The sequence below is a fragment of the Nocardia sp. NPDC050713 genome (genome assembly GCF_040654315.1).
In the GTDB taxonomy this organism is placed as follows: domain Bacteria; phylum Actinomycetota; class Actinomycetes; order Mycobacteriales; family Mycobacteriaceae; genus Nocardia.
The window spans coordinates 177,583-194,907 of the sequence record NZ_JBFAHS010000004.1; the positions used below are offsets into that span (position 1 = coordinate 177,583).

Genomic DNA, 17,325 nt, shown 5'->3' on the forward strand with positions numbered 1-17,325 from the left:
GTCGCCACGTACCACCCGGTCTCGAGCCAAAACTCTTGCCCTCGATTGAACAGCCGTTTAATATACTGAACATGTGTTCAAGCAACAGCCCGTATCGCAAGGATCCGCCGCAGATCTGAGCACGGCGGCCCGGATCAGAGACGCCGCGATCGAAGTCTTCGGTGAGCAGGGATTCCAGGTCGGAGTCCGCGCCATCGCCGCCGCGGCAGGTGTCTCCCCCGGCCTGGTCAACCACCACTTCGGTTCCAAGAACGGCCTGCGCGCCGCTTGCGACGACCGAGTGTTGCAACTGATCCGGGACGAGAAGGTCAAGGCCATCACAGCGCCGAACGCCGCGTCCGGCACGCTCGCCGCACTGGCCGAGATCGAAACGTACGGTCCGCTCGTCGCCTACATGGTGCGCAGCCTGCAAGCGGGTGGGCCGATGGCCGAGTCCCTGTTCGAGCACATGGTCGCCGACGCCGAGGGCTACATGCAGCAGGGGGTCGACGCGGGAACCATCAAGCCGAGTCGCGACCACAAGGCCCGCGCCCGCTACCTGATGACGCTCAATGTCGGCGCCGTCCTGCTGTGGGTCCAGTTGCACCACCGCGAGGGCGAGAAGATCGACTTCCGCAAGGCGATCCGCGCCATCACCGAAGAACTCACCCCACCGGCCCTCGAGTTCTACACCCAGGGCCTGCTCACCGACACCACCCTGATGGACACTGTCATGAAGGAGCACAGATGACCGAGGTCATCGAAATCGAAGATCTGCGAAAGACCTTCGGACACGTCACCGCCCTGGACGGGCTCGACCTCGCGGTCCGCGAAGGCGAGATCCACGGCTTCCTCGGCCCCAACGGCGCGGGCAAGTCGACCACCATCCGGGTCCTGCTCGGCATCTTGCGCGCCACTTCCGGTCGCGTCCGGCTGTTCGGCCGCGACCCGTGGACCGACGCGGTCGGCCTGCACCGCGAATTGGCTTATGTGCCAGGCGATGTCACGCTGTGGCCGTCGCTGTCCGGCGGCGAGACCATCGACCTGCTCGCCAGGATGCGCGGCGGCATCAACGCCGAACGCCGCGCCGAGCTGATCGAACGCTTCGATCTGGACCCCCGCAAGAAGGCACGCACCTACTCCAAGGGCAACCGCCAGAAGGTCGCGCTGATCTCGGCGCTCGCCTCCGACGTGCGGCTGCTGCTACTCGACGAGCCGACCTCCGGCCTGGATCCGTTGATGGAACAGGTTTTTCGCGAGTGCGTGCACGAGGCGCAGCAGCGCGGTGCGACAGTGCTGTTGTCGAGCCACATCCTGTCCGAGGTCGAGGCGCTCTGCGACCGGGTGACCATCATCCGGGCGGGCCGGACGGTCGAGAGCGGGTCGCTGTCCGACCTGCGGCACCTCTCGCGCACCGCCATCACCGCCGAATTGCTCGGCGACCCAGGCGATCTCAGCCGGATCTCGGGCGTCGAGGATATCGAGCGCGACGGATCCACGCTGCGCTGCCAGGTGGACAGCGAGCACCTCGGCGAGCTGATCCGGGTGCTCGGCGACACGGGCGTGCGCAGTCTCACCAGTGCTCCGCCCACGCTCGAGGAGCTGTTCATGCGGCATTACCACGTCGACGGCAAGGACAAGGACGCCGCGGCGAAGCTCGGGGAGAAGGTGCGGGCATGACAGCATCGCGAAGCGATTCCTCGAGGGGTGGCGGCCGGGCGACGGGTGGGCCCACCGCGGCCGCCCACCGGGCCCCTGCCACAACGCTTTTCGGCGAGTCCGCCGATTTCGCGGGCACCGGGCAGCTGTTGCGCCTGTACCTGCGCCGCGACCGGATCGTGCTGCCGCTGTGGTCGCTGCTGATCGGACTGATGCCCGCCTTCCAGGTGGTCAGCATCAAGGATCTGTACACCACCCAGACCCAGCTCGACGATTTCGCGCGCACCACCGCGGACAGTCCGGCGCTGGTCGCGATGTACGGGCCGGTGTTCAGCACCGAGCTCGGTTCCATCGGTACCTGGAAGGCCGGCGCGATGTACACGATGATCGCGATCGCGACCATCCTGACCGTCATCCGGCACACCAGGGTCGAAGAGGAGACCGGCCGCGCGGAGCTGGTCGGCGCCACCAGCATCGGCCGCTTCGCCGGGCTGACCGCGGCGCTCGTCATGACCTTCGGCGGGGCGTTGATCGCCGGAATCGCCTGCGCCGCATCGCTCTACGCGGCCGATCTGCCCGCGGCGGGTTCGCTGGCGTTCGGTGCGGCGCTGGCCGCGTCCGGCATCGCGTGGGCCGCGATCGCGGCGGTCGCCGCCCAGGTCAGCGCCGGTGCGCGGGTCGCGCGCGGCGTAGCGTTCGCGGCGCTCGGCGCGGCGTTCGCGCTGCGGGCGGTCGGCGACGCGGGCAACGGCGTGCTGTCCTGGTTGTCCCCGATCGGCTGGTCGCTGCAGATCCGACCGTACGCCGACGAGCGGTGGTGGGTACTGCTGCCGCTGGCCACGGTCGCCGTGCTGGCGACGGGCGCCGCCTACGCCTTGCTCGCCTCGCGCGACACCGGCTCGGGGCTGCTCGCCGAGCGTCCGGGTCCGGCCGCCGCCGCGCCGGGATTCGCCGGGCCGGTCGCGCTGGCCTGGCGGCTGCAGCGCGGCACGCTGCTCGCCTGGACCATCGGTTTCGGCCTGTACGGGCTGTTGATCGGCGGCGCGGTGAACAGCGTCAGCGACATGCTCGACGACAGCGGCACCATCACCGATCTGGTCACGCGCATGGGCGGTTCGGAGAGCCTGGAGGAGTCGTTCATCGCCTACGCGATCACCATGCTGGCCGCGGCGGCAGGCGCCTATTCGATCTCGGCGGCGCTGCGCCTGCACGACGAAGAGTCCAGCCAGCGGGCCGAGGCCACGCTGGCTGCCGCGGTGGGCCGGACCCGCTACGCGTTGAGCCACATCGGTTTCGCGCTGGCCGGACCCGCGATCGCCCTGCTGACCGCCGGGCTCGCGATCGGCGTCGTCTACGGTCTCAGCACGGGCGAACTCGGCGAGAAGCTGCCGGAATCGCTGGCCGCCGCGGCGGTTCAGGTGCCCGCGGTGTGGGTCGTCACCGGCATCACCGTCGCGATCTTCGGGCTCGCGCCGCGCTACACGCCGGTCGCCTGGGGCGTGCTCAGCGGGATGATCGTGATCTTCTTCGTCGGCTCGCTGGACGGCCTGCCGCAGTGGACGGTCGACCTGGTGCCGTTCGTGCATCCGCCGAAGCTGCCCGGTGCGCCGTTCGAGGCGACGCCGATCCTGTGGCTGCTCGGCATCGCCGCGGCCCTGCTCGCCGTCGGCATGGCGGCCTACCGCCGCCGCGACTTGCGCTGAACTGCTACCGAATCCGCGCCGCCGCTGCTCCACAGCGGCGGCGCGCGGCATCGCCAGCGCCGTTCGCATTCCGCCCGACGCGCACCTCCGCCTCCGCTTCGGCCAGGCGCAGACAGCCCGATTCCGGCAGCATTCCTCGAGGCGTACCTTCGCCTTCGCTCCGGCTGTGCGCGGGCTGTCGGCGGATTACTTCGGCAGCGTCCCTTTGGACAGCTTGCCCGCCAGCCGCTCCAGGTAGGCGCGGACCTCTTCCGCGCCGCGGTCCGGCAGACCGAAAACCGCTTCGGTGACACCGAGTTCGGCCCACCGCGCCAACTGCGCCGCGTCGTGCCGCCCGGCCAGCGCGATGATCTCCGGGGTCTCGGTGCGCCCATGTTCACGCCAGATCCGGTGCAGCAGTTCGATCTTCTCGCCGAGACCCTCTTCGGTGGGCGTGGTGATCCATCCGTCGGCGTTCTCGGCTAGCCAGGCGAACGACTTCTCCCCGCCCGCCGCGCCGAGCAGCACGGGGATGCGCTTCTGTGCCGGCTTCGGCCACGACCAGCTCGGTCCGAAGTTGACGAACTCGCCGGAGAAGCTGGCCTCTTCCTCGCTCCAGATCGCGCGCATCGCGTCCAGGTGCTCGCGTAGCACCGTGCGCCGCTTGTTCGCGGGCACCCCGTGGTGGGCGAGTTCGTCGGTGTTCCAACCGAATCCGACGCCGAGGCTGACCCGGCCGCCGGACAGGTGATCCAGCGAGGCGATGGCCTTGGCCAGGGTGATCGGGTGGTGTTCGGCGGGCAGCGCGACCGCGGTCGAGAGGGTGATGCGCTCGGTCACCGCCGCGGCGGTGCCCAGGGCGACCCAGGGGTCCAGGGTGCGCAGGTAGCGGTCGTCGGGCAGGCTCGCGTCGCCGGTGCGTGGGTGCGCGGCGGCGCGCACCACCGGAATATGGGTGTGCTCGGGCACATAGAACGAGTCGAAGCCGGCCCGCTCGGCCGCCGCCGCGGCGTCGGCGGGGGTAATGCCCCGGTCACTGGTGAACAACACGATCCCGTACCGCACCGCACGTACTCCCATCGCCAGAAATTAGAACAAGTTCTACCATCTTTCGGCGCGCCGCACCACGGATTCGGGAGGCGGACACACGTGCTGACAGGCGCGGATGCCGGACCGGCGAGCTACGACTACGTTCGCGTGCATGAGTCTTGACGCGCTGTCGGGAGGAGACGACACCAATCGGCGAGCCGATCACCTCGGCTGGCGTAACCGGCTGTGGCCGCGTCGCGGACCGCATCTGCCGGGCGTCAGCCAGGCCGTCGGGCTGCTGGTGGCCGACCGGCAGGCCACCGCCGACACCATCGTCGCCGCGCCGACTCCCCTGCAGCCGATCGACCTCACCGACGACGCGCGGGTCGCCGAGGTGCTCGATCTCGCCGTCCGGGTCGGCGAGGTCGTGCTCGCCTCGGGCACCGGCGTCATGGACACCACCAGCCAGGTGCGTTTCATCGCGGCCACCTACGGCTTGGCCCGCTGCGATGTCGACGTCACCTACGACGCCATCCGCATCTGGGCCGATCGCGGGCCGCTGCTGCCGCCCGCCAGCACGATGCGCATCGTGCAATACCGCGCGCTCGACTTCACCAGGCTCGCCGCGGTGGACCGCCTCACCCGACGTATCCGCACCCAGGTGGTGGCGCCCGAGGACGCGCGCGCCGCGCTCGACGACATCACCTCCGCGCCGCACCCGTACCACCGCTGGACCGCGACGTTCGGCTGGTCGCTGCTTGCCGCCGCCATCGCCGCGCTGCTCGGCGCGGGTGTCGTCGTCGCCGCGCTCAGCTTCGCGACCACCGCGGCGATCGACCGCACGAACCGGGTGCTCAACCGCTACGGGCTGCCCTTCTTCTTCCAGCACATGGCGGGCGGACTCATCGCGGCGACCCCCGCCATAGTGCTCTCCACCCTCGCCGAGCCGCTGGACATCCGGGTCGATCCCACCCTGATCATCGCTGCGGGCATCACGGTGCTGCTCAGTGGTCTGCAACTGGTCGGCTCGGTCCAGGACGCGATCACCGGCGCGCCGATCACCGCGACGGCCCGCCTGCTCGAAGTGGTGATGATGACCGGCGGCATCGTCGCGGGCATCGCGCTCGCCCTGCGGCTGGGCCAAGTGGCCGGCGCCACCGTGCCGTCGATCGAGATGACCTCCGGTCGCGACATCACTAATCTGCCGGTCAAGATCGCGGCGGGCGCGGTCGCGGCGCTGGCCTTCGCGCTCGCCTGCTACGCCGAGAGACGCGCGCTTGCCGCGGCCGCGTTCGGCGGCGCGGCGGGCGCGATCAGCTATCTGCTCGTGCAGTACGCCGGGTTCGGTCCGGTGATCTCCTCCGGGGTGGCCGCCACCCTGATCGGTCTGGCCGGTGGTCTGATGGCCCGTCGCGCGTTGACTCCCCCGCTCGTCGTCGCGGTCGCGGGCATCACGCCGCTGCTGCCCGGTCTCAGCGTGTATCGCGGGCTCTACGCGATGCTCAACGACGAACCGCTGCTCGGCTTCGATCAGTTGCTCTCCGCCTTCGGTATCGGCTGCGCGCTGGCCGCGGGTGTGACGCTGGGCGAATGGTGCGACCGCACGCTGCGCCGTCCGCCGATCCTCAGCCGCTTCGGTTCGCTGCGCCGGCCGATCGTCCGGCGCAGACGGCGGTCGCATCCCGCACACTGATACCGTGCCGCCGCTCCGGTGCGGCGGCGTCGCCGAACCGGGTATGGTTCGGTGCGGTTGGTTAGGGTAGCCAAACAACGGCTGCGCATGACGGTGAGGTGGTTCGAATGTCGGAGGCAGTACCTTTCTCGGCACGTATCCGATCGGCCACGGAGCGTCAGCACGCCGAAGCGGAGAACTCCTCGTTCATCAGCGACATGCTCGGCGGCGCGCTCGGCATCGACTCCTACCACCGCTACACCGGCCAGCTGTGGTTCATCTACCGCGCGCTCGAGGCGCGCTGGCCCGAACTGGCTGGCGACACGGTCGCGGGCCCGTTCATCAAGCCGGAGCTGGCCAGGACCGCCGAGCTCGAACGCGACCTCGCCGCCCTGCTCGGCCCGGACTGGCGCACCGAACTCAGGGCGCTGCCCGCCACCGCCGCCTACGCCGAGCGCATCGAGGAATGCGCGCGCGACTGGCCCGCGGGCTATGTCGCGCACCACTACACGCGCTACCTCGGCGATCTGTCCGGCGGTCAGGTGATCCGCGGCACCGCCGAAAAGCTGTGGGATCTGCCGCGCCGCGGCGACGGCGTGCGCTTCTACGTCTTCGACGACATCGCGAATCCGGCCGCCTTCAAGCGCGAATACCGGGCCCTGCTCGACGACCTGTCGGTGGACGAGCTAGAGCGCCGCCGGGTGCTCGAGGAATGCCAGCGCGCCTTCGACTTCAACTCCGCGATCTTCGCCGAACTCGCCGCCGAGTTCCCGGCGCGCCGACCGTCCTGACGTAGGGCCTACTAGTAGGCGCCCTCCCCGCGCGCGACCGCGCCGATGGTCTTGGCGATCAGCAGCAGATCGAGCACCATCGACCAGTTCTCCACGTACGAGAGATCGAGCCGCACCGAGTCTTCCAGCGACAGGTCGGACCGTCCGCTGACCTGCCACAGACCGGTGACGCCCGGTTTGACCAGCAGCCTGCGTCGCATCTCGCCGTCGTAGGTGTCCACCTCGCGCTGCACCTGCGGCCGCGGGCCGACGACGCTCATCTCGCCGCGCAACACGTTGAGGAACTGCGGCAGCTCGTCGAGACTGAACTTCCTGATCACCCGGCCGACCGGCGTCACCCGCGGGTCGTCCTTCATCTTGAAGAACACCGGATTGCCGCCGTTGGCCTCGATCAGGTCGGTCGCGGTGCGCTCAGCGTCCTGGTACATGCTGCGGAACTTGATCATCCGAAACGGTTTGCCGCCGAGCCCGATTCGCTCCGACAGGTAGAACACCGGCCCGGGGCTGGTCAGTTTCACCGCGAGCGCGATGGCGAGCAGCACCGGCGCGATCGCCAGCAGCACGGCGCTGGCGAAACACGCGTCGAACACCGCCTTTCCGGTCGACTTGGCCCGGTCGTACTGCGGTTTGGCGATGTGCAACATCGGCATTCCGGCGACCAGCCGGTTGGTCAACCTGGTCCCAGCGATGTCCACCACGCCGGGCGCGACGATCAACTCGACCCCGAGCGGATCGAGTTCCCATGCCATTCGGCGCAATTCGACAGGCCCGAGATAGTCGGTCGCGGTGACCGCGACCGTATCCGCGCCGCTGCGCCGCACCGCCTCCAGCACCGAACGATCGTCGCCGACCACGGAGAAAGTGCGCCCGGACGTCCGTAACCCGTAGCGGCCGGTCGCGGCTACGCCGTCCGGAACGCACACGCCCACCACGCGATAACCCGAATCCGGATCACGGGAGAACGCGGTCGCCATCGCCTGCGCGACCTCCGGCGCGCCGACCACGAGCACCGAGGTGAGGTACTCCGCGCGAGCGCGGCGGCGGTGGCGGGTGTGCAGCCGCCAGCCGAGCCTGCTGAACATCAGGCCGAGCAGACCGAGCGGCAGCGCGATCGCCAGATAGCCACGGGCGAACTCGATTCGGACGATCAGCGAGACGATCGCGAGCGCACCGAACAGCCGCAGCGTCGCCGAGACCAACCGGCGGTATTCCTCGGTTCCGGAGCCGACCACCTGCGGCGATCGGGTGTTGCCGACCGCGAGCAGCAGCGCCCAGGTCAGCGCGAGTGCCACCGAGACGACCGTGTAGCCGATCTCGTAGGGCAATCGCCAGGCGAGCGGCGGCGCGACCGGCCCGCCGAACCGGATCACCTGCGCCAGCCCGACCGCCGCGCCGATGACGAGTAGATCCGTTGTGGCCAAGTGCTTTACATAGTCGGCTTGCCAACGTTCCCGCACCGAACGCGGTGCGGTGTGGGACGAGACGGACATATCGAGTTCGTCATCGCCGGTGAGCTCGTAGCTCATGGAACAGACCTCCCCCTGGGAGAATTCGTCGCCCCCGATCCCCGTCGATCGGTCCCCGCGGCACACGCATCGGCCGCCCCGGGGTGTTCGGTCATTCGACGGCCAACAGCAGATTGTTACAGAACACAAAACGTTTCACATATCGAATGACAAGGGCCGCAATGGATTCCAGAAAGTAGCGGGAAACCGATGGTTTGTTTTCCGCCTGCAGCACCGCGCGCGACGCGTTGCGATATCACGCCAGGTCTACGCCGATGAATTACTTTCGATTCGAAACGATCGATGCGGCACCTCGGCTGGATTCCCGGATAGCGAGTCGGATGCCGATGCGCGACACGCCGCGGAAGATGGCCGTAAACCGCTATCTCACAACCGATTTCATCAGCGGCAACCAGGCGGTTCGTTGTAACGTTCCACTGGATCGCGTCCTCGACGACGTGCCGGCCATCCGCCGGGCGATCCGTTCTCTCGGCAGAAGGTGGGGCCTGCATGCGTTGTCGTCTGTGTGATTCCGCGCGCCTTTCGAGCGTGCTCGACCTCGGCGCGACGCCACCGTGCGAGAAATTCCTCGCGGCAGCCGAACTCGATCTCGCCGAGCCCACCTATCCGCTGCATCTGCGGCTCTGCGACGACTGTCTGCTATTGCAGATCCCCGCTTTGATCACACCCGAAGAGACGTTCACCGAATACGCCTATTTCGCGTCGTATTCCGAAAGCTGGGTCCGGCACGCTGAAAGATTCGTTTCCGATGCCGTCGAAAAGCTCGGGCTCGGAACGGAGTCCTTCGTCGTGGAGGCCGCGAGCAACGACGGCTATCTGTTGCGGCACATGGTCGGCGCGGGCATCCGCTGCCTCGGCATCGAGCCGTCGGTGAACGTCGGCGCGGCCGCCCGCGCGCTCGGCGTGCCCACGGAAACCGCCTTCCTGGACGAGGATTCGGCGGCGAAGTTGCGCGCCACACATGGCCCCGCGGACCTCGTGGTCGCCAACAACGTCTACGCGCACGTGCCCGACCTGCCCGGCTTCACCCGGTCGTTGCGCGAGCTGATGGCCGACGACGGCTGGTTGTCGATCGAGGTACACCACGCGGCGAATCTGTTGCGGCTCGGGCAGTTCGACACCATCTACCACGAGCACTTCCAGTACTACACGGTGCTGTCGGCGCAACGCGCTCTCGCCACCGCCGGACTCGTCGTGGTCGACGTGGAACTGCTTGCCACACACGGCGGTTCGATTCGCCTGTGGGCCCGTCCCGAAGCGGCGGCGGGCGCGCCGAGCGAGCGGGTCGCGGAGGTGCTGCGCGACGAGGCCGCGGCCGGTCTGCACCACCCGGACGGCTACCGGGATCTCGCGCCGCGCGCCGCGCGGGTGCGCCAGGAACTGCTGCGCTACCTGCTCGACCGGCGTGCCGAAGGCAAGCGGGTAGTGGGTTACGGCGCGCCGGGCAAGGGCAACACCCTGCTCAACTACTGCGGCATCCGTCCCGACCTGCTCGAGTACACCGTCGACCGAAACCCCTACAAGCACGGCCGTTTCACGCCGGGTACCCGCATCCCGATCCACCCGCCCGAGCGCATCGACGCCGACCGTCCCGACGTGGTGCTCGTGCTGCCGTGGAATTTGGAGACCGAGCTGACCGCGCAACTGCGCCACATCGCCGACTGGGGCGGCGAGCTGGTCTACCCGCTGCCGACCCTGCACCGCGCCGATCTCACCGGCGCGCCACGAGACGACGACGCGGACCCGTCCACCGCCGCGGGGTCCGCGCCCACCGACAACGACGAACACTTCACGGGGAGGCAGGCGCGATGAAAGTTGTGCTGTTCTGCGGCGGCTACGGGATGCGGATGCGTGACGGCTCCGACGACATGATCCCCAAGCCGATGCAGTTGGTCGGTCCGCGACCGCTGCTGTGGCACGTGATGCGCTACTACGCGCACTTCGGCCACAAGGAGTTCATCCTGTGCCTCGGCTACGGCGCAGAGCACATCAAGAACTTCTTCCTCACCTACGAGGAGTCGGTGTCCAACGACTTCGTCATCCGGGACGGCAGGGTGGAGTTGCTGCGCAGCGACATCAGCGACTGGTCCATCACCTTCGTCGACACCGGTGTGGAATCGGCCATCGGTGAGCGGCTGCGGCGGGTGCGGCAGTACCTCGGCACGGACGAGACCTTCCTGGCGAACTACGCCGATGTGCTCACCGACGCGCCGCTGGACGAGATGATCGCCAGGTTCACCGCGTCCGGCGCGGCCGCGTCGATGATGGTGGTGCCGCCGCAATCGTCGTTCCACTGCGTCGATCTCACGCCGACCGGCGAGGTCAAGGACATCATGCCGGTCGCCGCGATGCCGATCTGGGAGAACGGCGGGTACTTCGTGCTCACCCAGGAGGTGTTCGACCTGCTGCCGCCCGGCGGCGACCTGGTGGCCGACGCGTGCGGCACGCTCGCCGGGCAGGGCAGGCTGTTCGGCTACCAGCACCTCGGGTTCTGGAAGCCCGCCGACACGTTCAAGGAACGCGCCGAACTCGACGCGGGCTACCGCTCGGGCGTGCGGCCGTGGATGGTCTGGGAGCCCGCGTGATTCCGCTGATCGCCGCGCCGATCGCGGAGATCGCGGTGCTCGGGGCGCACTGCGACGACATCGCGATCGGGATGGGCGCCACGTTGCTCACGCTGTCGCGCCGCCGCCCTGGGCTGCGCGTGCGCGCGCTGGTGCTGTCCGGCGGCGGTACGGAACGCGAGGACGAGGAACGGGCCGCGCTCGCGGATTTCTGTCCCGGCGCGGCCCTCTCGCTGACCGTCCTCGACATCCCCGACGGCCGCGCGCCCGCGCACTGGGACCGAATCAAGAACGCGCTGGCCGCCTTTCGGGTGGGCTGCGCCGCGGATGTGGTGTTCGCGCCGCAGCGCGGCGACGCCCACCAGGATCATCGTCTGCTCGCTGAGCTGACGCCCACCGAGTTCCGCGATCACCTGGTGCTCGGCTACGAGATCCTCAAGTGGGAGACCGACACGCCGCGCCCCACCGTCTTCCAGCCGGTTCCCGCCGAGCTCGCCGAGGAGAAGGCGCGGCTGTTGCACAAGCACTACCCCTCCCAGACCGGGCGCGACTGGTTCGACGAGGCCGCGTTCACCGGTCTGTCCCGGTTGCGCGGCGTGCAGAGCCGCACCCGGCACGCGGAGGCATTCGTTCTGGACAAGGCCGTCGTCGAGCTGGGAGGCAGCTGAACATGCGGGTACTGGTCACCGGACACCAGGGCTACCTCGGCACCGTCATGGTGCCGCTGCTGCGGGCACAGGGCCACGACGTGGTCGGTCTGGATTCTGGGCTCTTCGCCGACTGCGTGCTCGGCGCGCTGCCCGGTGATCCGCCGGGCCTCTCGGTCGACCTGCGCGACGTGACGGTCGAGCAGCTGGCCGGATTCGAGGCGGTCGTCCATCTCGCGGCGCTGTCCAACGATCCGCTCGGCGCGCTCGCGCCCGAGATCACCTACGACATCAACCATCACGCGTCGGTGCGACTGGCCCGTTTGGCGAAAGACGCGGGCGTGCGGCGATTTCTGTACGCCTCGACCTGCTCGGTGTACGGCGCTGCTGGCGCGGAGCTGGTCACCGAGGATGCGCCGCTGCGTCCGATCACCCCGTACGCGGAGAGCAAGGTCCGCGTCGAGGACGATGTCGCGGCCATGGCCGATTCCGGCTTCTCCCCCGTATTCCTGCGCAACGCCACGGCTTTCGGCTTCTCGCCGCGACTGCGCGCCGACATCGTGCTGAACAATCTGGTCGGCTACGCCGCGCTCACCGGCGAGGTGAAGGTGCTCTCCGACGGCACGCCGTGGCGTCCGCTGGTGCACGCGCGCGATATCGCCGCCGCCTTCGCGACCTGCCTGACCGCGCCGGTCGACGCGATCCACAGCCGCGCGTTCAACATCGGCACCGAGCAGAACAATCTGACGGTCGCCGAGATCGCGGCGGCTGTGGTCACCGCCGTGCCCGGCTCCCGATTGGTCATCACCGGCGAGAGCGGAGCGGACCCGCGCTCCTATCGCGTCGACTTCTCCGCCGCGCGCCGGGCGATCGGCTTCCGCGCCGAGTGGACCGTGCCCGCGGGCGCGACCGAGCTGTACCAGGAGTACACCGCGAGGGGGCTGACCAGTGGTGATTTCTTCCAGCGCTTCACCAGGCTGCCGCACCTGCGGAAGCTGTGCGACTCGGGTGTGCTCGACGCCTCGATGCGCCGGGTCGGCGTCCCGGCCCCCGCGCACCCGTAAGGGGGTACGCGGCGGATCAGTTCGACGCGGGACGTCGCCAGACGGTGCGCAGCAGCTGTTCCCAGCTGCCCGCGCCCGCGTCGCGCGCCGAGACCTCGGTCACCGCGAGGGGCCAGGCGATGCCGAGATCGGGATCGTCGTAGGCGACGCCGATGTCCGCGGCCGGGTCGTGCGGCCGGTCGATCCGGTAGCAGACATCGGCCGTCGCGGTGAGCGCCTGGAAGCCGTGCAGGAAGCCGGGCGGCACGTACAAGTGCCGGAAGTCGTTGTCGTCCAGCCGGAAAGCCTGCTGCCGACCGAAAGTGGGCGAGCTGGGCCGGATGTCGACGAGCACGTCGTGTACCGCGCCGTGCGCGCAGCGCACCAACTTGGCCTCGCCGCTCCCGGAGCGGCCGTGCATGCCGCGGATCACGCCGCGCGCGGAACGGGATTGGGAGTCCTGGACGAACGCGGCCGCGGCGCCCGGCGTGCCGAGTCGCTCGTCGAACAGCTCGGCGTCGAAGGTCCGGGTGAAAAAGCCCCGAGCGTCGTGGTACGGCCGCGGTATGAGCAGCAGGACGTCGGCGAGCTCGGTCTGCTCGATACGCACGGGGTCATCGTGCCATGAGGGAAGGGGATCCGGCATGAGTTCCGAGCCGGGGAACGTCTGCCGCGGCTGCGGGGCCGCTGACCTGCGCGCGATTCTGGATCTCGGGAAAGTCCCTGCGGCCGACTATTTTCCGTTGATCGACACCCCGATCGAGCCCGGTGAGGCCGGACACCCGCTGCGGATGGACCACTGCGCCGCGTGCGGACTGGCCCAGCTCGCCGAGGACGACACCGTCACCGCGGAACCGCGCGGCGTGGAACCGCGTGCCCTGCGCGAGCAGGCGGCCGCGGCGGTGGCCGAGGTGGCGGGAACGGGATTGCTGATCGGACGCACGGTCCGCGAGTTCGGCAGCCCGCACGGCGGCACCTGGCTGCCGCTGCTGGCCGCGCGCGGCTTCACCGAGACCGCGGGGCCTGCCGACGTGGTGCTGGATTGCTTCGGGATCATGCACGAGCCAGACCAGCGGGCCGCCTTCCGTCGGCGCGCCGCGGCGACCACACCGCACGGCGCGCTGCTCGTCCAATACCACTCGCTGGCCGCCATAGTGGCTGGCGGGCAGTGGAACGCGTTGCGCCACGGGCATTTCGCCTACTACTCGCTGGCCGCGCTCCAGGGTCTGCTGGGCGACGTCGGTATGAGCGTCACGCACGCATGGCCTTTCGACCTCTATGGCGGCACCATCCTGGTGCGCGCGGTGCACGGCGCCGCCCCGAGCGACGATTCCGTCGGACTGGCGCTGGACAGCGAAGCGCCGCACATAGCTCCGCACGGACTGCCCGCGCTACAGCGCGCCGCCGACCTGCACGCGCGCACGCTGCGCAGTTGGCTCGACGAACAGGCGCAGCGCGGCCTGCGGGTCTTCGGTTACGGGGCCGCGTCGCGCGCGGTCGCCCTGTTCAGCCTTGCCGGGGCGCACCGGGGTCTGCTCGCCGGGGTCGCCGACGCCTCCCCCGCCAAGCACGGACGACGGATGCCGGGCACCGACATCCCGATCGTCGCGCCGCGTGAACTCGTCTCGGCGCGACCGGATCTCGTGCTGCTCACCCTGCCCGATCTGCTTGCCGAGGTGCGCGCGGCCTATCCGGAACTCGACGGGCGCTGGGTCGTCGACACGCCCGCCGGACCGCGGGAAGGAGGTCGAGAGGCAGCGATGGCGCACCGCGCCGCAACGTGATTCGGCGGCGCCGGATCGCGTTCTTCGGTACGACTTGTTTTCAGACAGAGGGGATTCTGATGAGTGACAGCAACCAGCTAGGCCATCGAGGCGTGCGCGCCCTCGCGCTCGCCGCCGTTGTGGCGGCCGGGCTGGTCTTCGGGAACGGCTCCGCCGCGGCGGTGGTCGACAGCAGCAATACCATCGTGGACCGCGAGAACCGCGCGGTGGAGGCCATCGCGGCCGACACCCGCATCGATTTCGTGCCTCCGCTGGACGGCAATCCGCTGACCAGGGAGTGGTTCCACCATGGGGAGGCGGCCTTCAAGATCTCCGGCCCGCAGGCCGAGGACTGGAAGGGCCGGATCACCATCGGCTACCAGGTCGGGTTTCCCGCCACGCTGAACGGCAAGATCCGGTTCGAGTATTCGACGCCGGGCCTCGGCGTCGATCTCGGCGGCGGTGACGGGGCGCTGCTCAAGATCGACAGCCTGATTCCGCAGCTGGGCGTGGAGGTGGAGGTCGGCTTCGGGCCGGGCATCCGGACGGTCGAATGCGCCAGCGGCGAAATCTCCGGCACCTCGGGCTTCATCCGGATGTCCGGCTTCCACGGCACCGTCACCGGAGTGCTCGGGCCGACCAACATCCGCCCGTTCGTGATGATCGTCGGCGCGACCGGCGACACGGTGATCACCTACGGAAAGCTCTGGACCCTCTGAGCCCGCCGCGGGCCGCCCGGATCAGACGAGCAGATCCGGGCGGTTGCGTACGGTCGCCAGCGCCCGCACTCGCAACCGGTGCAGTGCCGCCCTGGCCAGCCTGGTGTCCCCGGCCAGCACGTCGCCGCGGTGCACCAGGTCCGGGTAGTCGTGCGCGATGCGGTGGTGGAACCGGTACATGTCGGTCAGCTTGCTCACCGTCGAGGTCTGGCTGCACAGGTTGAACGACGAATTGCGCCAGGCGGCAAGAATTTCCGTCATCCCGAAGAAGACGCCGAACGAGCTGACCCTGGCGAACAGATCCACGTCCATCGGAAACACCAGGTCGCCGCGCAGGCCGCCGACCTTGTCGTAGTGCTCGCGGTAGAACATGGCGGCCGCCGTCGGCCCGAAGTCCGCGGGCCCGCGCCGCACGATGGTGCGCGCCAGCGCGCGCGGGGTCTGCCTGCCGAGCAGGCCGGCCAGGCCGAGCCCGGATTCGAGGACCGCGCCCGCCTCGTCGATCACCTCGAACCGGCTCGACGAGATGGCGATCGAGGCGTCCGCCATCACCGCGAGCTGCGCGGTCAGCGCGCCGGGCCGCAGCACGTCGTCGGCGCAGACCACCTTCACCAGCGTTCCGGCCGAGGCGGTGATGGCCTTGTCCCAGTTCGCGCCGATGGGCAGGACGGTGTCGTTGCGCAGCACCCGCACCCTGCGGTCGTCGAAGGAGCGCGCCACCTCCCCCGTGTCGTCGGTGCTGGCGTTGTCCAGCACCAGCAGCTCGAAGTCCTCGTCCTGCGCGAGAATCGAACGCAGCGTGGCGTCCAGCGTCCGCCCCGAGTTGTACGCCGGAACGCACACCGACAGCGATGTCATGACAGCCCCCTAACCGTCGACCCGGGCGACCGGGCCGTTCTCCACCAGTCGAAACACGCGCTCCAGACCCGCCCGGCTCGCGTCGATCTGCTCGACGGCCTTCTGCTGCAACGGGTCCCGCAGACCAGGGGCGGCTTCCCACAGCTCGTCGACCGCCTGCCGCAGCGCCGATTCCAGGTCGGGGTCGTCCAGGTGCACCACCCGCAGTCCGGCGCCGAACATCCCCGCCAAGCCGTGGAACTTGTCGTCGTAGTATTCCGACGCCGTGATCCCGACCGCCGGAATGCCTTGGGACAGCGCGAAAACCGCGAGGTGGTAGGCGCTGGTCACCAGGACGCGGCAGCGGGCCACCTGCCTCGCCACGTCCCTCGGGGTGCCGCCGCGCCCGACCGGGGCCCTGCGCCGCGCCGCGCCCACCAGCAGCGGCAGGGTCGAGCGGCGGTCCTCGGAGGCGTATTCGGAGATGATCAGCGGCTGAAGTCCCGCGTCCAGCGCCGCGGCGCGTTCCCGGACCACGCGGCCGAGCGTCTCCCGCGCGGCCGCGCCGACCGGCGCGTACTCCGCCACCCGCAGGCACAGGCCGAGGTCGGCGCCGATGCGGGCGTCGCGCAGCCGGTAGGCGAATTCCACCGCGTCGTCGCCGGTGACCAGCGTCTGTTCCGCCGCGACGCCGAGCCGCGCCAGCAGTTCCGGTCCGCGCCGGTTCTCCCGCAGCGCCACGAAATCCACCCCGGGCAGCACCTCGGCGGCCCGCTCGACCAAGCGCGGATCGCGCAGCGGGCCGAGCCCCTGGCCGACCAACGCTGTCGGAATGCCTTGGGCGCGTGCCTGTTCCAGGAGGTTCAGGGTGCGATGCGCCTGGTACTTGTCGACATCGGTCAGATACCCACCGCCGAGGGCGAGCACCAGCGACGCGTCGCGGAGCGCCGCGGGAACCTCCGCAGCGGGGACCTCGGCGGCCGCTGGGTCGGCAACCGAGGTCGTGTCCTCGGTGCGCAACCCGCGAATCCGGTCCTTGGGTCCGTCGGTGGCGGCGCGCCAGCGCAACGCGGCGGGGCCGATCAGTTTCGTTGCCGCCGTGCGGGTTACCGCTCCCGTCCAGCCGTCGGAACCCCAGGTCCAGTCCGGACCGTAGACGGGTTCGGTCTCCGGCAGGAGCGCGCGCAGGACGGCGGGTTGGTGGGTGAGGACCCCGATGCGGGCCAGCGGCCAGCGCGCGCGCAGCCGTTCGACGGTAGTGATCATCATGGCGATGTCACCGCGATTGCGCAGCCAGTACTCGCCGTTCTCCACGAGCACACGAATATCGCGCTCGGCGAGGGCGACTCGCTCGGCCACGGAACTACCGATCCCCACTGTTGTCAGTCCTCCCGCCGGTCCCCCGCGGGTCGGC

At 69.6% G+C, this 17,325-nt stretch carries 17 protein-coding genes; 12 read left to right on the forward strand and 5 right to left on the reverse strand.

The genetic code is table 11. The annotated features are described in order from the left end of the window. The first annotated feature begins 73 nt into the window (after positions 1-73). The 3 genes from AB0H49_RS09915 to AB0H49_RS09925 are packed head-to-tail and all read left to right on the forward strand — an operon-like array spanning position 74 to position 3,341. Positions 74-730: a TetR family transcriptional regulator gene (locus tag AB0H49_RS09915; protein WP_355002711.1), complete on the forward strand. Its 657-nt coding sequence runs from the start codon at positions 74-76 to the stop codon at positions 728-730. Next, entirely contained in the window at positions 727-1,659 is a 933-nt protein-coding gene (locus AB0H49_RS09920) for an ABC transporter ATP-binding protein (RefSeq protein ID WP_357249429.1), read from the forward strand. The genes AB0H49_RS09915 and AB0H49_RS09920 overlap by 4 nt, the downstream gene beginning before the upstream one ends. After that, entirely contained in the window at positions 1,656-3,341 is a 1,686-nt protein-coding gene (locus AB0H49_RS09925) for an ABC transporter permease (protein ID WP_357249432.1), read from the forward strand. The genes AB0H49_RS09920 and AB0H49_RS09925 overlap by 4 nt, the downstream gene beginning before the upstream one ends. A 186-nt stretch (positions 3,342-3,527) precedes the next feature. Here the strand turns inward: AB0H49_RS09925 and AB0H49_RS09930 are convergent, their stop codons facing one another. Further along, on the reverse strand, positions 3,528-4,385 hold the full coding sequence (locus AB0H49_RS09930) for an LLM class F420-dependent oxidoreductase (protein WP_355003086.1): 858 nt from the start codon (positions 4,383-4,385) through the stop codon (positions 3,528-3,530). 232 nt (positions 4,386-4,617) lie between these two features. Here AB0H49_RS09930 and AB0H49_RS09935 point away from each other — a divergent pair, with 232 nt between their 5' ends. Both AB0H49_RS09935 and AB0H49_RS09940 read left to right on the forward strand, forming a co-directional pair. Beyond that, on the forward strand, positions 4,618-6,042 hold the full coding sequence (locus AB0H49_RS09935) for a threonine/serine exporter family protein (protein WP_355003087.1): 1,425 nt from the start codon (positions 4,618-4,620) through the stop codon (positions 6,040-6,042). 107 nt (positions 6,043-6,149) lie between these two features. Continuing rightward, complete coding sequence (locus AB0H49_RS09940; RefSeq protein WP_355002714.1) at positions 6,150-6,812, forward strand: biliverdin-producing heme oxygenase; 663 nt, start codon at positions 6,150-6,152, stop codon at positions 6,810-6,812. Positions 6,813-6,823: 11 nt separating this feature from the next. Here AB0H49_RS09940 and AB0H49_RS09945 read toward each other — a convergent pair whose 3' ends face one another. Beyond that, positions 6,824-8,338 (reverse strand): sugar transferase, encoded by a 1,515-nt coding sequence (locus AB0H49_RS09945; RefSeq protein WP_355002715.1) that lies wholly within the window; start codon positions 8,336-8,338, stop codon positions 6,824-6,826. Positions 8,339-8,592: 254 nt separating this feature from the next. Between AB0H49_RS09945 and AB0H49_RS09950 the strand changes: the two genes are divergently transcribed. Genes AB0H49_RS09950 through AB0H49_RS09970 form a run of 5 tightly spaced genes read left to right on the forward strand, consistent with a single transcriptional unit; the run spans position 8,593 to position 12,613 of the window. Further along, the gene (locus AB0H49_RS09950; RefSeq protein ID WP_357249435.1) at positions 8,593-8,847 is read left to right on the forward strand and encodes a hypothetical protein; all 255 of its coding nucleotides are present in this window, start codon (positions 8,593-8,595) and stop codon (positions 8,845-8,847) included. Continuing rightward, on the forward strand, positions 8,828-10,150 hold the full coding sequence (locus tag AB0H49_RS09955) for a class I SAM-dependent methyltransferase (RefSeq protein WP_357249438.1): 1,323 nt from the start codon (positions 8,828-8,830) through the stop codon (positions 10,148-10,150). The genes AB0H49_RS09950 and AB0H49_RS09955 overlap by 20 nt, the downstream gene beginning before the upstream one ends. Next, on the forward strand, positions 10,147-10,923 hold the full coding sequence (locus AB0H49_RS09960; protein ID WP_355002718.1) for a glucose-1-phosphate cytidylyltransferase: 777 nt from the start codon (positions 10,147-10,149) through the stop codon (positions 10,921-10,923). The genes AB0H49_RS09955 and AB0H49_RS09960 overlap by 4 nt, the downstream gene beginning before the upstream one ends. Beyond that, on the forward strand, positions 10,920-11,570 hold the full coding sequence (locus AB0H49_RS09965) for a PIG-L family deacetylase (protein ID WP_357249441.1): 651 nt from the start codon (positions 10,920-10,922) through the stop codon (positions 11,568-11,570). Before AB0H49_RS09960 ends, AB0H49_RS09965 begins: the two co-directional genes overlap by 4 nt. A 2-nt stretch (positions 11,571-11,572) precedes the next feature. Next, complete coding sequence (locus AB0H49_RS09970; protein WP_357249444.1) at positions 11,573-12,613, forward strand: SDR family oxidoreductase; 1,041 nt, start codon at positions 11,573-11,575, stop codon at positions 12,611-12,613. 16 nt (positions 12,614-12,629) lie between these two features. Here AB0H49_RS09970 and rfbC read toward each other — a convergent pair whose 3' ends face one another. After that, a complete protein-coding gene (rfbC, locus tag AB0H49_RS09975) occupies positions 12,630-13,202 on the reverse strand; it encodes a dTDP-4-dehydrorhamnose 3,5-epimerase (RefSeq protein ID WP_355002721.1) in 573 nt (190 codons plus the stop codon). Positions 13,203-13,236: 34 nt separating this feature from the next. On the opposite strand from rfbC, the gene AB0H49_RS09980 reads away from it, so the two are divergent. Together AB0H49_RS09980 and AB0H49_RS09985 are read left to right on the forward strand one after the other, a co-directional pair. Further along, entirely contained in the window at positions 13,237-14,376 is a 1,140-nt protein-coding gene (locus AB0H49_RS09980; RefSeq protein ID WP_357249447.1) for a methyltransferase domain-containing protein, read from the forward strand. A gap of 59 nt (positions 14,377-14,435) precedes the next feature. After that, positions 14,436-15,074 carry an MspA family porin gene (locus tag AB0H49_RS09985; RefSeq protein ID WP_355002723.1) on the forward strand — a complete coding sequence of 213 codons (639 nt, stop codon included), beginning with the start codon at positions 14,436-14,438 and terminating at the stop codon, positions 15,072-15,074. A gap of 21 nt (positions 15,075-15,095) precedes the next feature. On the opposite strand, the gene AB0H49_RS09990 is transcribed toward AB0H49_RS09985, so the two are convergent. Together AB0H49_RS09990 and AB0H49_RS09995 are read right to left on the reverse strand one after the other, a co-directional pair. Continuing rightward, the gene (locus AB0H49_RS09990) at positions 15,096-15,932 is read right to left on the reverse strand and encodes a glycosyltransferase family 2 protein (protein ID WP_357249450.1); all 837 of its coding nucleotides are present in this window, start codon (positions 15,930-15,932) and stop codon (positions 15,096-15,098) included. Between the two features lie 9 nt (positions 15,933-15,941). Continuing rightward, positions 15,942-17,288 (reverse strand): polysaccharide pyruvyl transferase family protein, encoded by a 1,347-nt coding sequence (locus AB0H49_RS09995; protein ID WP_357249453.1) that lies wholly within the window; start codon positions 17,286-17,288, stop codon positions 15,942-15,944. Positions 17,289-17,325: the final 37 nt, after the last annotated feature.